Here is a 13,742-nt window from a genome sequence, read left to right on the forward strand (position 1 = left end):
CCCCTTCCCGCCGGGTGATCGGCGGTAGCATGCGGCGGTGCCTGAGCCGGTTGTGGTCGCCGTCGACCAGGGGACGACCGGGACGACGGTCTGCGTCCTCGACCGGGACGCCCGGGTCGTGGGCCGGGCGCACACCGAGGTCGCCGTGTCCTACCCGCGCCCCGGCTGGGTCGAGCAGGACCCGGAACAGCTCTGGCGTGGTGTCGTCGACACCGCCGCGGCGGCGCTCGCGGCGGCCGGGCGCCGCGCCGCCGACATCGGCGCGGTCGGCATCACCAACCAGCGCGAGACCACGGTCCTGTGGGACCGGCGCACCGGCGAGCCCGTCCACCCGGCGATCGTCTGGCAGGACCGGCGGACCGCCGCCGCCTGCGAGAAGCTCGCCGCCGCCGGGCACGGCCCGGCCGTCGCCGAGCGCACCGGCCTGGTGCTCGACCCCTACTTCTCCGGCACCAAGATCGCCTGGATCCTGGACGCCGACCCTGAGCTGCGCCGCCGCGCCGGGCGCGGCGAGCTGGCGTTCGGCACCGTCGACAGCTGGCTCGCCTGGCGGCTCACCGGCGGGCGCAGGCACGTCACCGATGTCACCAACGCCTCCCGCACGATGCTGCTGGACCTCGCGACGGCCACCTGGTCCACCCCAATGGCCGAGCTGCTCGACGTCCCGATGGAGCTGCTCGCCGAGGTGCGTCCCAGCTCCGAGGTGTACGCCGAGACCGACCCGGCCGCGTTCTTCGGGGTGGCGGTGCCGGTCGCGGCGGCGGTCGGCGACCAGCAGGCGGCGCTGTTCGCGCAGGCCTGTGTCGAGGCGGGGCAGGCCAAGAACACCTACGGGACGGGCTCGTTCGTCCTGCTCAACACCGGTCCGACGCCCCCGCCCCCGAGCCGGGAGGGCGCGCTGCTGCGCACCGTCGCGTTCCAGCTGGCCGGCGAGCCGGTGCACTACGCACTCGAGGGGGCGGTCCTCGCGACCGGCGCCGCGGTGCAGTGGCTGCGCGACGGGCTGGGCGTGATCGGCTCGGCGGCCGAGACGGCCGGGCTCGCCGCCTCTCTCGACGGCAACGACGGCGTCTACTTCGTCCCGGCGCTGGCCGGCCTCGGCGCGCCGCACTGGGACGCGCGGGCGCGCGGCACCCTCGTCGGGCTCACCCGTGGCACCGGCCGGGCGCACCTCGCCCGCGCGGTACTGGAGTCGATCGCCTACCGCACCCGGGACATCGCCGTCGCGATGAGCGCCGCGGGCACGCCCGTCACGGAGCTGCGCGCCGACGGTGGCGCGGCCGCCAACCCATGGCTCATGCAGTTCCAGGCCGACGTCCTCGGCGTCCCCGTCGACGTGCCGGACAACCTGGAGACCACCGCGCTCGGCTCCGGCTACCTCGCCGGGCTCGCGACCGGCTTCTTCCCCGACCGCGCCGCGCTCGCCGCGCTGCGCCGCACCGCCACCCGCTACGAGCCACGAATGCCCGCCGCCGAACGCGACCGTCTGTACGCCGACTGGCTACGAGCCCTCGACCGCTCCCGCGATTGGTCCCGCGACTAAAAACTGGCCCAGAGCGCCGCCCGCGCCGCCTGGCGACGCGCCGGCCTGCCTGGCGGCCGCCCGGACGGGCCATCACCGTTTCGCGTCGATCAGGGCGACTTTTGCGACAAAAAGGACTTTCGCCGCGCGGGGCAACGAACGGACCACACGATCGAGCTGGCAAATCTCGGCGAATCTACTGTCTGCGGAACCGAACCATGACAGTCTGTCACGAGGGGCGGTTGGCGCTCCCGTTTCGCCCCTGCCGCCCGGACGGAGACCGTGACCGACTCGGAGTACGCCGTCGAGCTCGGCCGGCGCCTGCGCGCGGTCCGCAACCGGCGTGGCTTGTCGCTGCTCGACGTGCAGGAGATCACCGCCGGCCGATGGACCGCCGGCACCCTCGGCGCCTATGAGCGCGGCAGCCGGGTCATGCGGGTACACCGGCTCGTCGAGCTCGCCGAGCTGTACGACGTGCCCGCGACCCTGCTCGTCCCCCCGACCACCGATCACCGCGACACCGATGGCCTGCCGCCACTGGTGATCGACCTGCGCCGGCTGCGCAAGCTCCCGCCGACCCGCACCGGCCCGCTGCGGCGCTGGATCGCGATCGTGCAGGTGCTGCGCTCGGAGAGCACCCGCGACGTGCTCCGGCTGCGCCGCTCCGACCTGACGTCGCTGTCGCGTCTCTACTCGACGACCCCCGAGCTGCTCTACGAGCGGCTCATCGCCTGGGGCGCCCTCGTCGACCCCGCCGAGCCATCCCCCGGCACCGGCGGCGCCCGCCGCCGGCCGGGTGGCGGCGCGGACCGGCCGCGTGCCGGCGTGCCGTCCACGCTGCCGCGTCAGGGGCCACGCCGCTGAACGCCGCACATCGCGTCACCTCTCTGCCCTGGGATCACGCGGAGGGGACCGGCGTGGGGGCGCCGTAGGATCGGCGCGTGGGCGAGATCCTGGCGGTCGAGGTCGTCGACCTCGTCAAGACATATGGGCAGGCCCGCGCGGTGGACGGGCTGTCGTTCGAGGTGCCGGCCGGGAAGGTGACCGCCCTGCTCGGTCCGAACGGCGCGGGCAAGACGACGACCGTCGAGATCTGCGAGGGGTTCCGGCGGGCCGACGCCGGCACGGCCCGGGTCCTCGGCGCCGACCCCAGGGACCCGCGGCTGCGCCCCAGGGTCGGGGTGATGCTCCAGTCCGGCGGGATGTACCCGGGCGCCAGGGCCGAGGAGATGCTGCGGCTCGTCGCCGCGCACCACGCCCACCCACTCGACCCCGACGCGCTGCTCGCCAGGGTGGGCCTCGTCGGCGCCCCGGCCCGCACGCCGTTCCGGCGGCTGTCCGGCGGCCAGAAGCAGTTGCTGTCGCTGGCCATGGCCGTGGTCGGGCGCCCGGAGCTGGTGTTCCTCGACGAGCCGACGGCCGGCCTCGACGTGCGCGCCCGCCATGACACCTGGGACCTGGTCGAGGAGTTGCGCACCGCCGGCGTGACGGTGGTCCTCACCACGCACGCGATGGACGAGGCGGAGAAGCTCGCCGACCAGGTCGTGATCATCAACCGCGGCCGGGTGGTCGCGGCCGGTGCCCCGGTCGAGCTGAAGGGCGGCGGCGCCGACGGCGAGCTGCGGTTCCGCGCGCCGGGCCGGCTCGACCTCGACCAGCTGCTCACCGCGCTGCCGGTCGGCTCGCGCGCCGTCGAGCGCGCCGGCGGGCACTACATCGTCAGCGGCACCGTCGACGCGGCGTTCGTCGCCGCGGTGATGGCCTGGTGCGCGAACAACGGCGTGCCGGCGACCGACGTACGGGTCGAGCAGCGCAGCCTGGAGGACGTCTTCGTGGACCTGACCGGCTCGGAGCTGACCCCGTGAGCGTTGCCGATCCGGCGGGGACCCTGGCCCCGGCCGAGGCGCCCACCCGCGCCCCGCTGGACCTGCGGCCCGCGCCCGGCGCCGCCCGGTGGCCCCGGATGCTCGGCGCGCAGACCCGGATGGAGCTGACCCTCAACCTGCGCCACGGCGAGTCAGTGCTGCTCACCCTGATCATCCCGATCGGGCTGCTGCTGTTCTTCTCCGCCGTCGACGTCCTGCCGTCCGACAGCCGCGACTCGGTCGACTTCCTGGTGCCTGGGGTGCTCGCGCTCGCGGTGATGTCGGCCGCGTTCACCGGGCAGGCGATCTCCACCGGGTTCGAACGCCGCTACGGGGTGCTCAAGCGGCTCGGCGCGACCCCGCTGCCCCGCTGGGTGCTGCTCGCCGGCAAGACACTCGCGGTACTCGCGATCGAGGTCCTGCAGGTGGTGCTGCTCGTCGCGGTCGGGCTCGCGCTCGGCTGGGAGCCCCGGCTCCCCGGGACCGCCGCCGGAATCGGCTGGCTGGCGGCGCTGCTGGTCCTCGGCACGACCGCCTTCAGCGGGCTCGGCCTGTTCATGGCGGGCACGCTGCGCGCCGAGGCGACCCTGGCCGCGGCCAACGGCGTCTACCTGCTGCTGTTGCTCGTGGGCGGGGTGGTGTTCCCGCTGTCGGAGCTGCCCGGCTGGCTGCGCGTCCTGGCCGAGGGCCTGCCGACGGCGGCCCTGTCCGAGGGCGTGCGGGCCGTGCTGGCCGACGCCGCGTCCCCGGGCGCGGGACCGGTCGTCGTCCTGGCCTGCTGGGCGGCGGCCTCGGTGGCCCTGGCCGCCCGCACCTTCCGCTGGGAGTAGCCGACAGTGCGCGAGTGTCCGGCGACCGGGACATAGGATGGCCGCGATGTCTTCTACAGCTCGTCGAAGCAACCCGGTCGCGGCCCTCTGGGACCGGCTGCCGGCGGTGAGCCCGCGGGTGTTCCGGGTCCTCACGCTCATCAGCCTGGTGTTCCTCGGGCTGATCGTGGTCACCGGCGGCGCGGTCCGGCTGACCGGCTCCGGGCTCGGCTGCCCGACGTGGCCGCAGTGCGGTGACGGCTCGTGGACGCCGCACAGCCAGTACGCGCTGCATGGGGCGGTCGAGTTCGGCAACCGCATGGTCAGCATCCTGATGGGCATGTTCATGCTGGTCACACCGCTGGCGGCGCTGCGGCTGGCGGACCGGCGGCAACGTCGCGACCTGGTGTGGCTGTCGCTCGGGCTGTGGGCCGGCTTCGTCGGCCAGGCCGTGCTCGGCGGGATCACCGTGCTCACCGACCTGCACCCGGCCACCGTCGCCGCGCACTTCCTGCTCTCGATGCTGCTGCTCGTCGACGGCGTGGTGCTGTACCGCCGGGCGAGGCAGGGCGCGGGCCCCGTCACCGTCTCCGTCCGCCGCGAGCTGCTCTGGCTCGCCCGGGTCCTGGTCGTCGCCGCCGCCGGAGTCCTCGTCCTCGGCACGGTCGTCACCGGCACCGGGCCGCACAGCGGCGACGACGAGAAGGCCAAGCGGTTCGGCTTCGACATCGTCAACGTCGCTCAGGTGCACGCCGACGGCGCGATGCTGGTCACCGGCCTCGCCGTGGCGATGGTCTTCGCCGTCCGGATCGCCAAGGCCTCCCGGGAGGCCCGCCGCTGGGCCGACGTCCTCGTGGTGACGATCGTCGCCCAGGCCGCGGTCGGCTTCACCCAGTACTTCCTCGGCATCCCCGCCGGCCTGGTAGCCCTCCACGTCGCCGGCGCCACCCTGATGTGGATAGCCGCCCTACGCCTCTGGCTGGCCCTCCCCGACCGCCCGGCGCTGGCGCCGCCAGCAAGCGCGGAAACCAGCACTGAGCAAGAACCAGCGAGTGCCCGGCCAGCGCTTCCGGCAGCACCCGTCGTCACAGGTGTCTAGGGCAGGACAAAACCACTAGCTGTCAACGGATTGCGCTGGTTCATCGGCCACCGGCGGCACAGCCGGACACCGCCGCGGCGCGGCCTCAGCCGCCGTTGTACTCCGGGTACTCCAGCGCCGCGGACGTGTCCGGCGCCGTCCCCAGGTTCTCCCACTCCCGGAGTTCGGCGAGGTACTCCCGCCAACCAGCGGGGTCCACGCGCCGCAGCCGCGTGTAGGACTCTTCCATGGCGGCCCAGCGCGCCTCGGCCGGGGACTCACTGTTCATGATCTTCAGCTTACGGCCCACGGGGTGCCGCCCGCGAGGCGGTTACCAACGAGTCAGATCAGCGGGCTGACGGCCACCGCGAGGAAGAGGATGGTCAGGTACGTGATGCTGTAGTGGAACAGGCGCATCGGGCGAGCGGGCTCGTCACGGGCGACCCGGCGGACGAGCCGGTGGGCCTCCAGCAGGAACCAGACACCCACGACGGCGGCGACGACCAGGTAGAGCAGCCCCGCGTCGGCGACCGGGTAGAGCACGAGCGACGTCGCGACCATCACGTACGAGTAGATCAGGATCTTGCGGACGACCTCGCGCAGCGGCGCCACGACCGGCAGCATCGGTACGCCGGCCGCCGCGTAGTCGTCCTTGAACTTGATGGCCAGCGCCCAGAAGTGCGGCGGCGTCCAGAAGAACACGACACCGAACAGGATGACCGCGCCCCACCCGACCGTCCCGGTCACCGCGGACCAGCCGATGAGCACCGGGAAGCAGCCGGCCGCGCCGCCGATGACGATGTTCGACGGGGTCCGCCGCTTGAGCCCCAGCGTGTAGACGAACACGTAGAACGCAATCGCGCCGTCGGCGAGCAGCGCCGACGGCCAGTTGACCAGCAGCCCGAACAGCAGCGTGGACACGACCCCGAGCACGATGCCGAACCACAGCGCCTCGACCGGGGTGACGGTCGCCCTGACCAGCGGGCGGCGCTTGGTGCGCGCCATGATCTCGTCGATGTCGCGGTCGACGTAGCAGTTGATGGTGTTCGCGCTGCCAGCGGAGAGCGTGCCGGCGACCAGCGTCACCGCGATCAGCCACAGCGACGGCAGGCCACGGTCCGCGAGGATCATCACCGGGACGGTGGTGACGAGCAGCAGCTCGATGATCCGCGGCTTGGTGAGCGCGATGTACGCCCGCGCCTTGGCGAGCACGAACCCGAGGCGGCCACCGTCCGCGCCGGAAGGGGCCACGGCGGCGGGGGTCGTCGCGGCCGGTGTCGGGGTTCCTGCCGGATCGGCGGAGCGGATCCGGGTGGTCGGGGCAACGGGCTCCGAAACGGTCGACATGTCGGCTACCTCGACGGCGCCCGCGGTCGCCGACGTCTGGGTGGGTTCCGCGGCGGTGGTCACAGTGCCCGCCTGGCCGCCCGCGGCAGTCGCCCGATGGCCGCCGGAACCGGCCGCACGCGGGCGCGGCGCGGCCTGCCGGCGGCGCAGGACTGCCAGGCTGGACAGGGCGACCTCACGTTCTCATCCCGGTTGGCGGAGCGGCACCGTTGTCACGTTCTACGTCGTGTCGGAGTCTAACCGCCCGGCAGCCACGCGGGCGCGCCGCCCAGACGGGCGATCACCGGCCGGGCGGTGGCGCCCCGCCGGTCCGCCGGCACGCCACCCCGCTCCGGCGGCATGACCAGGCGTCCGTCGTTGTTGCCACGGGCGTATCCGTTGTCCGGGCCGTGAGGTCTCAAGGTGTTCATACGGACACCCTGTTCACGAGGGTGGCCCGGGTGGGCACACTAGGTCGTATCTGACGGCCTCCGGCCGCGCGAGGCTCCGCCATCATCGCGCGGCCTTCGGCCTGAGCCACAGGAGGTACGCGCACCCGGGCCGAAGCGGCCGGAGAGCCGTGGCCAAGGCCACGGGGCCGGCCGTGGGGCGACCGTCCAACCCGGCGGCGGTTGCGCGGATGAGCCATGCATCACCGGGTAGGGAGTCGCCGTGCCCGGCGTCTCCCCGCGGAGAGGACCTACCAACCATGACCAACCCGCTCTCCGACCTCTCTGCCGCCGGAGTGGCGGTCTGGCTGGACGACATCAGCCGCGACCGGCTGCGAAGCGGCAACCTCGCCGACCTGGCCAGCACGCACAGTGTCGTCGGCGTCACCACGAACCCGACCATCTTCCAGAAGGCGATCACCTCCAGCGAGGCGTACGCCGAGCAGCTGCACGACCTCGCCGTGCGCGGTGTCGACGTGGGCGAGGCCATCCGGCTGATCACCACCGCGGACGTGCGCTCCGCCTGTGACGTCCTGCGCCCCGCCTACGACGCCAGCGACGGCGTCGACGGGCGAGTCTCCATCGAGGTCGACCCGCGCCTGGCGCACGAGACCGAACGGACTCTGGCCGAGGCCCGCTCGCTGTGGTGGATGGTTGACCGGCCGAACCTGTTCATCAAGATCCCGGCCACCGTGGAGGGTCTGCCGGCGATCACGGCCACGCTGGCGGCAGGGATCAGCGTCAACGTCACACTGATCTTCGGGCTGGACCGCTACGACGCGGTGATGGACGCCTTCATGACCGGCGTCGAGCAGGCGGTCGCGAACGGTGTCGACGTCTCGAAGCTGCAGTCGGTCGCCTCCTTCTTCGTGAGCCGCGTCGACTCCGAGGTCGACAAGCGGCTCGAGAAGATCGGCACCCCGGAGGCGAAGGCGCTGCGCGCGAAGGCCGCCATCGCCAACGCCCGGCTGGCCTACGAGCGCTACGAGAAGGCGTTCGGCACCGAGCGCTGGGCGGCGCTCGCCGCCGCCGGCGCGAGCCCGCAGCGGCCACTGTGGGCGTCGACGTCGACGAAGGACCCCGCGCTGCCGGACACTCTCTACGTGCGCGAGCTGATCGCGCCGGGGACCGTGAACACGATGCCGGAGGCGACGCTGCTGGCGTTCGGCGACCACGGCGACGTGCCTGGGGAGACGATCCGGCCGTTCTACGCCGACGCGCACGCGACCATGGCGGCCCTCGCCGCCGTCGGGGTCGACGTGGACGACGTGGTCGAGGTTCTCGAGCGGGAGGGCGTCTCCAAGTTCGAGGACTCCTGGAACCAGCTGCTCGACGCGGTCCGCGGGCAGCTCGAGGCGCACTGACCGGCCGCCGCCGGGCCGGCGGGAGCGACGAGCCGGCCCGACCAGACCGACCAGACCGGCCGAATGAGCAACGGGCGGCCCGCGGCTCGGGTAGAACCCAGACGTCGCCAGGTAGCGGGCGGGCGAGGTCATCCGGCGGCGCCCCGGCCAGGTCGTCAGACCGCGGGCCCGCGCAGCCGAACCACGCACAGTCAGACCAGGCAAGACCGGACCAGGCCGGACCGGACCGGACACAGCCGCCGGACTCAGGCCAACCTCTCAGCCAGCACAGACAGGGGGAATCGCAGGTGGCGTCCACGGCAGGTGGCAACCCGCTGCGCGATCCGCGAGACCGCCGGCTGCCCCGGCTCCCCGACGCCAGCGCTCTGGTGGTGTTCGGCGTCACCGGGGACCTATCCCGCAAGAAACTCATCCCGGCGGTGTACGACCTGGCCAACCGCGGCCTCCTGCCGCCCGGGTTCGTGCTTCTCGGCTTCGCCCGCCGCGACTGGGAGGGCCACGAGCCCTTCATCGAGTTCGCCAGGGAGTGCGCGGAGAAGGGCGCCCGCACGCCGTTCCGGGAGGAGACCTGGGACCGGCTGGCGTCGTCGATCAGGTTCGTGCGCGGCTCGTTCGACGACGACGCCGGCTTCGACCGGCTCGCTCAGGAGCTGGCGAGCCTCGAGAGCAGCCACGGCATCCAAGGCAACGCCGCGTTCTACCTGTCGATCCCGCCGTCGGCGTTCCCGGTGGTGCTCAAGCAGATGGAGCGCACCGGGCTGGCCGACGAGGAGAAGGCCGGCGGCTGGCGGCGCGTCGTCGTGGAGAAGCCGTTCGGCCACGACCTGAAGTCCGCCCGCGAGCTCAACTCGCTCGTCGACGAGGTGTTCGGCCCGGCGGACGTGTTCCGGATCGACCACTACCTGGGCAAGGAGACCGTCCAGAACCTGTTCGCGCTGCGGTTCGCGAACACGCTGTTCGAGCCGATCTGGAACTCCCAGTTCGTCGACTCGGTGCAGATCACGATGGCCGAGGACGTCGGCATCGGCACCCGCGCCGGCTTCTACGACGAGACCGGCGCCGCCCGGGACGTGCTGCAGAACCACCTGCTCCAGCTGCTGGCGCTCACCGCGATGGAGGAACCCGTCAGCTTCGGCGCGGAGACGATCCGCACCGAGAAGATCAAGACTCTGCGCGCGGTCTCGCTGCCCACCGACCTGGCCCACTACGCGATCCGTGGCCAGTACGAGCAGGGCTGGCTCGCCGGCGAGCGTGGGCGCGGCTACCTCGACGAGGACAACATCCCGCCCACCTCGACGACCGAGACCTACGCCGCGGTGAAGCTCGGCATCGAGACCCGCCGCTGGGCCGGCGTCCCGTTCTACCTGCGCACCGGCAAGCGCCTGCCGCGCCGGGTCACCGAGATCGCGATCAGCTTCAAGCAGGCGCCGCACCTGCCCTTCGACGCGACCGACACCACCGAGCTCGGCCACAACCAGCTGGTCGTACGGGTGCAGCCAGACGAGGGCGTGACGCTGAAGTACGGCTCCAAGGTGCCCGGTACCGCGATGGAGGTCCGCGACGTCGCGATGGAGTTCCTGTTCGGCGAGGCGTTCACCGAGGCGCTGCCGGAGGCCTACGAACGGCTGATCCTCGACGTCCTGCTCGGCGACGCGATGCTGTTCCCGGACAACGCCGAGGTCGAGGAGTCGTGGCGGATCATCGACCCGCTCGAGGAGTTCTGGGCCACCACCAAGCCGTTCCCGTACCGGTCCGGCAGCTGGGGACCGACCGCCGCCGACGAGATGCTGGCCCGCGACGGCAGGCGCTGGCGCCGGCCGTGAACCCACAGGTTGCGATACCCCGGCCGATCGACCTGGCGAGGAGCCTGCTGTGACCACTCTCTGGGACACCACCGGGTCGGCGGTTGTCAAGGCGCTGTCGGCGGAGCGGCGGGCGGCGGGGGCGCTCGCGTTCGGGCTCGCGCTGACGCTCGTCGTGGTCGTTGACGAGAAGAACGTCGCCGCCGCGGAGAGCGCGGCCACCGCCGCCGCGGCCGCGCACCCGTGCCGGCTGCTGATCGTGGTGCGCCGCCAGATCGACGCGCCGCACCCGCGGCTGGACGCCGAGGTCTCGATCGGCGGGCGGCTCGGCCCCGGCGAGGCGATCGTGATGCGGATGTACGGCCGGCTGGCGCTGCACGCCGAGTCGGTGGTGCTGCCGCTGCTGGCCTCGGACGCGCCGGTGGTCACCTGGTGGCAGGACGAGCCGCCTACCCGGATCGCGTTCGACCCGCTGGGGGTGTTCGCCGACCGGCGGGTGACTGACTGCGACCGGGCGCCCGACCCGCTGGCGGCCCTGCAGCTGCGCGCCGCCGACTTCGAGCCGGGCGACACCGATCTCGCCTGGACGAGGATCTCCGGCTGGCGCACGCTGCTCGCCGCCGCCTTCGACGGGCGTGCCGACCGGCCGCGCTCGGCCCACATCGACGCCGACCCGTCCGACCCGAGCGCCCATCTGTTCGCCGGGTGGCTGCGGGCGAAGCTCGGCGTGCCGGTCGACGTGGTCGGCACCGGGAAACGCGGGATCCAGGCTGTCCGCGTGGCCGTGGACGACGGTGAGGTCGCCGTGTCCCGCGCCGACGCCCGCTCGGGCAACATCACCAGGCCGGGGGTACCGCCCCGCCGGCTGCCGCTGCGCCAGCTGGACGTCGGCGACCTGCTCGCCGAGGAGCTGCGCCGCCTCGACCACGACGTCATCTACGCGGAGGCGCTGTCCGCCTGGAGCGGCATCCCGGACCTGGCGGGTCGTTCGGGGCACCGCGAGCACATCTGGCAGGACCCCATGGAGCAGCCGCCCGCGACGCCCGCGACGGCGTCAGCCACGGCCAAGAGCGGGCCGGTGGCGGAAGGCGGCAGCTGATGGAGCTGATCGTGCACCCGGACGCCGGCTTGCTCGCGAAGGCCGCCGCCGCCAGGCTCGTCACCGCGCTGGTCGACGCGCAGGCTCAGCGCGGCGAGGCATCTCTGGTACTGACCGGCGGCGGCATCGGCATCGCGTTGCTGCGCGCCCTGCGCACGATCCCGGCGCTGGACGCGGTCAACTGGTCAAAGGTGGACGTCTGGTGGGGTGACGAGCGGTTCGTCCCCGCCGACTCCCCAGATCGCAACTCCCGCCAGGCCCGCGAGGCGCTGCTCGATCACGTGCCGGTCGACGAGAAGCGGGTATTCGAGGTGGGAGCTCTCACCTCGGCGGGCGGGTCCGTGGGCGCCGCGGGCGGCTACGTGGAGCCGGAGCAGGCCGCCGCCGACTACGCGGCGGCGCTCGCCGCACGCGCGCCGGCGGGCGCGGCCGTGCCGGCGTTCGACGTGCTGCTGCTCGGCATCGGCCCCGAGGGCCACATCGCGTCGATCTTCCCGCACTCTCCCGCGGCTGCCGCGGCCGAGCCAGTCGTCGCCATCCGCGAATCCCCCAAGCCGCCGCCCAACCGGATCTCGTTCACCTTCCCGACGATCCGGGCCGCGAGGCAGGTGTGGGTGATCGCCGCCGGCGAGGAGAAGGCGGACGCCGTGGCCACGGCTGTCGCCGGTGCCGACGCGCTGGACCTGCCCGCGGCCGGCGCCCGCGGCCTGGAGCGCACCCTCTGGCTCGTCGACCGCGCCGCCGCCTCCCGCGCCGGTCTGGCGGGATAGGGCCGGCTCCGCTCGACGCCGTGCCGATTGCGTCGGGGCGGCGCGGCGGCGAAATCGCGTTGCGGAGATCGCGGGCGGAGCTCAGACTTGATCTCGTGTTGGTGACCTTCTCGCCCGATGAGACGCGCAGCGGCGGATCGGTCGCCTTGATCGCGCGGCCGGACGGGGTGACCCTGCGACTCCAGTCCTACGACCGGAAGTACTCCGTGCCGCATGACCTCGCGCATTTCGTCGCCGAGCGCGAGTTCCGGATGGCCCAGGGATTCTGGGGCAGCGTCGCGTCCGGCGTCGTGTTCGCCAGCATGCGGGTGGTCGCCGGCCGTCCTCGCCATGACGCGGCGCGGCGGTCGCGGGCGATCCTCGCCGCGAACCAACGGCACATCATGCTGGCCGAGGTGGTGGCCGGCGCCGTCCACCGGGCGCTCGACGACGGGGACCAGAGCGCCCCGGCGGCGCTGACCGCCGCCTGGGGCACCATCGGCACCGGCGCACCCCCGTTCGACCCCGCCCGCGGGGCCGCGGCCGTGGGGCGGCTACGCGAGCTGCGCGACCAGTGGCAGACGCTCCCGCCGGGCGGCGAGCTGGCACTGGCCTGGGATGTCCCGGTGAAACCGGCCGCCACCGTCCCCCAGGCCAGGCGCCGCGGGGACACCGCCCGCCGCGGCGGTGGCCGGCGCTAGCCCGCCGAATCCGGTCCTGAAACGCATCCAGGCCGCGAGCCGCGGGTACAGGCGGCAGCCGCGCCCGCGCACGACGGCCTTCCGGGGCCGCTCCGGCAGACCTGATGCGCGGCCCGGCCGGGCGCGTCCGCCTAGGACCTGGTCAGGGTGGCGATGCCCGCGGAGGTGATGTAGGTGGCGTCGTAGAAGTAGTCGAGGGTGCCATCGTCGTTGAGGGTCAACCGGAGGCGGTAGGCGCCGTTACACAGCTCGTTGCTCTTGGTTATCAACTCCTGGACCTGAATCTGCCGGATGCCGATCTCTCGCAGAAGAAGGTCCGCCTCGCAGCCTTCCGATGAGCTGGAGACGCCGACGGTCCCGTTGAGCTCACCACCGCGGATCTCCAGCGTGACCTCGAAGCGGACCGGGGGCAGGGTGAACGTCGTACCGTTCAGATCCACGCCGGATATGTCCACGCCCTGCGTGACGGTGCCGTGCCAGAGGCCCAGCATCCGCACCGGCACGGCGCCGGCGCCGGCGGCCGCAGCGGTGCCAGTCCCGGCGGTACCAGTCCCGGCGGTTCCTTCCGTACCCGGCACGGCACCGGCCGTCGCGCCGCCGGACGCCGCCGTCCCGGTCGGCGTGGAGCGGGGCTGCGCACGGCCAGGTCCACCACGCGCCTCCCCGATCCCCCAGGCGGCCAGGCCGACGAGCAGCAGGACGGCGACCACGGCGGCCAGCCCGAGCGGAACGGGCAGCGGCCACAGGCGGCGAAGGGCGGCACGGCTGCCATCCCCGCCATTCCCGCCGTCGCCGCGGGTGCCAACGGGCGTCGGGTCCAGCGCGCCCAGGAGCACCGGCGCGACGCCCGGGCCCCCGGGCGGCCGGGTGCCCGGGGCGGAGGCGGAGCGCGGGGCCGGCCCCGGCGGAGCGGGCGGCGAGGCGCCTCCCAGCCCAGGCGACGCCGACGCGGATTCGGGGTGCTCAGGCGCCAGCTCT

The 13,742-nt window shown here is 73.4% G+C and carries 13 protein-coding genes and 1 pseudogene; 10 read left to right on the forward strand and 4 right to left on the reverse strand.

Features of this window, described 5'->3' with window-relative positions; all coding sequences use genetic code 11:
- The first annotated feature begins 37 nt into the window (after positions 1-37).
- The 5 genes from glpK to BCD48_RS04815 all read left to right on the forward strand — a co-directional run bounded on the left by glpK (position 38) and on the right by BCD48_RS04815 (position 5,295).
- Positions 38-1,543 (forward strand): glycerol kinase GlpK, encoded by a 1,506-nt coding sequence (gene glpK / locus BCD48_RS04795; protein WP_071047009.1) that lies wholly within the window; start codon positions 38-40, stop codon positions 1,541-1,543.
- Positions 1,544-1,804: 261 nt separating this feature from the next.
- Entirely contained in the window at positions 1,805-2,386 is a 582-nt protein-coding gene (locus BCD48_RS04800; protein ID WP_071047010.1) for a helix-turn-helix domain-containing protein, read from the forward strand.
- 77 nt (positions 2,387-2,463) lie between these two features.
- Positions 2,464-3,387 (forward strand): ABC transporter ATP-binding protein, encoded by a 924-nt coding sequence (locus BCD48_RS04805; protein WP_083418182.1) that lies wholly within the window; start codon positions 2,464-2,466, stop codon positions 3,385-3,387.
- Entirely contained in the window at positions 3,384-4,217 is an 834-nt protein-coding gene (locus BCD48_RS04810) for an ABC transporter permease (RefSeq protein WP_083418183.1), read from the forward strand. Before BCD48_RS04805 ends, BCD48_RS04810 begins: the two co-directional genes overlap by 4 nt.
- 46 nt (positions 4,218-4,263) lie before the next feature.
- Positions 4,264-5,295, forward strand: a complete 1,032-nt coding sequence (locus BCD48_RS04815; RefSeq protein WP_241841513.1) for a COX15/CtaA family protein — start codon at positions 4,264-4,266, stop codon at positions 5,293-5,295.
- An 85-nt stretch (positions 5,296-5,380) separates the two neighbouring features.
- On the opposite strand, the gene BCD48_RS04820 is transcribed toward BCD48_RS04815, so the two are convergent.
- The 3 genes from BCD48_RS04820 to BCD48_RS51055 form a co-directional block, all read right to left on the reverse strand.
- Complete coding sequence (locus BCD48_RS04820; RefSeq protein ID WP_131803779.1) at positions 5,381-5,563, reverse strand: hypothetical protein; 183 nt, start codon at positions 5,561-5,563, stop codon at positions 5,381-5,383.
- A 53-nt stretch (positions 5,564-5,616) separates the two neighbouring features.
- Positions 5,617-6,486: a heme o synthase gene (locus tag BCD48_RS04825; RefSeq protein ID WP_071047022.1), complete on the reverse strand. Its 870-nt coding sequence runs from the start codon at positions 6,484-6,486 to the stop codon at positions 5,617-5,619.
- Positions 6,487-6,857: 371 nt separating this feature from the next.
- Positions 6,858-7,031 carry a hypothetical protein gene (locus tag BCD48_RS51055; protein WP_157910432.1) on the reverse strand — a complete coding sequence of 58 codons (174 nt, stop codon included), beginning with the start codon at positions 7,029-7,031 and terminating at the stop codon, positions 6,858-6,860.
- Between the two features lie 278 nt (positions 7,032-7,309).
- Between BCD48_RS51055 and tal the strand changes: the two genes are divergently transcribed.
- From tal to BCD48_RS04850, 5 genes are all read left to right on the forward strand, one after another.
- Positions 7,310-8,413: a transaldolase gene (tal, locus tag BCD48_RS04830; protein WP_071047012.1), complete on the forward strand. Its 1,104-nt coding sequence runs from the start codon at positions 7,310-7,312 to the stop codon at positions 8,411-8,413.
- Positions 8,414-8,700: 287 nt separating this feature from the next.
- On the forward strand, positions 8,701-10,236 hold the full coding sequence (gene zwf / locus BCD48_RS04835; RefSeq protein WP_071047013.1) for a glucose-6-phosphate dehydrogenase: 1,536 nt from the start codon (positions 8,701-8,703) through the stop codon (positions 10,234-10,236).
- Between the two features lie 49 nt (positions 10,237-10,285).
- A complete protein-coding gene (locus BCD48_RS04840) occupies positions 10,286-11,314 on the forward strand; it encodes a glucose-6-phosphate dehydrogenase assembly protein OpcA (protein WP_071047014.1) in 1,029 nt (342 codons plus the stop codon).
- Positions 11,314-12,084, forward strand: coding sequence for a 6-phosphogluconolactonase (gene pgl, locus BCD48_RS04845; protein WP_071047015.1), 771 nt, complete (start codon positions 11,314-11,316; stop codon positions 12,082-12,084). The genes BCD48_RS04840 and pgl overlap by 1 nt, the downstream gene beginning before the upstream one ends.
- Positions 12,085-12,230: 146 nt before the next feature.
- Positions 12,231-12,764, forward strand: a complete 534-nt coding sequence (locus BCD48_RS04850) for a hypothetical protein (RefSeq protein ID WP_198543078.1) — start codon at positions 12,231-12,233, stop codon at positions 12,762-12,764.
- Between the two features lie 131 nt (positions 12,765-12,895).
- Here the strand turns inward: BCD48_RS04850 and BCD48_RS04855 are convergent.
- Positions 12,896-13,742: pseudogene (locus BCD48_RS04855) on the reverse strand (serine/threonine-protein kinase); the annotation flags it as partial.

Origin of the sequence: Pseudofrankia coriaricola, from assembly GCF_001854805.1 — a bacterium.
GTDB lineage: Bacteria > Actinomycetota > Actinomycetes > Frankiales > Frankiaceae > Pseudofrankia.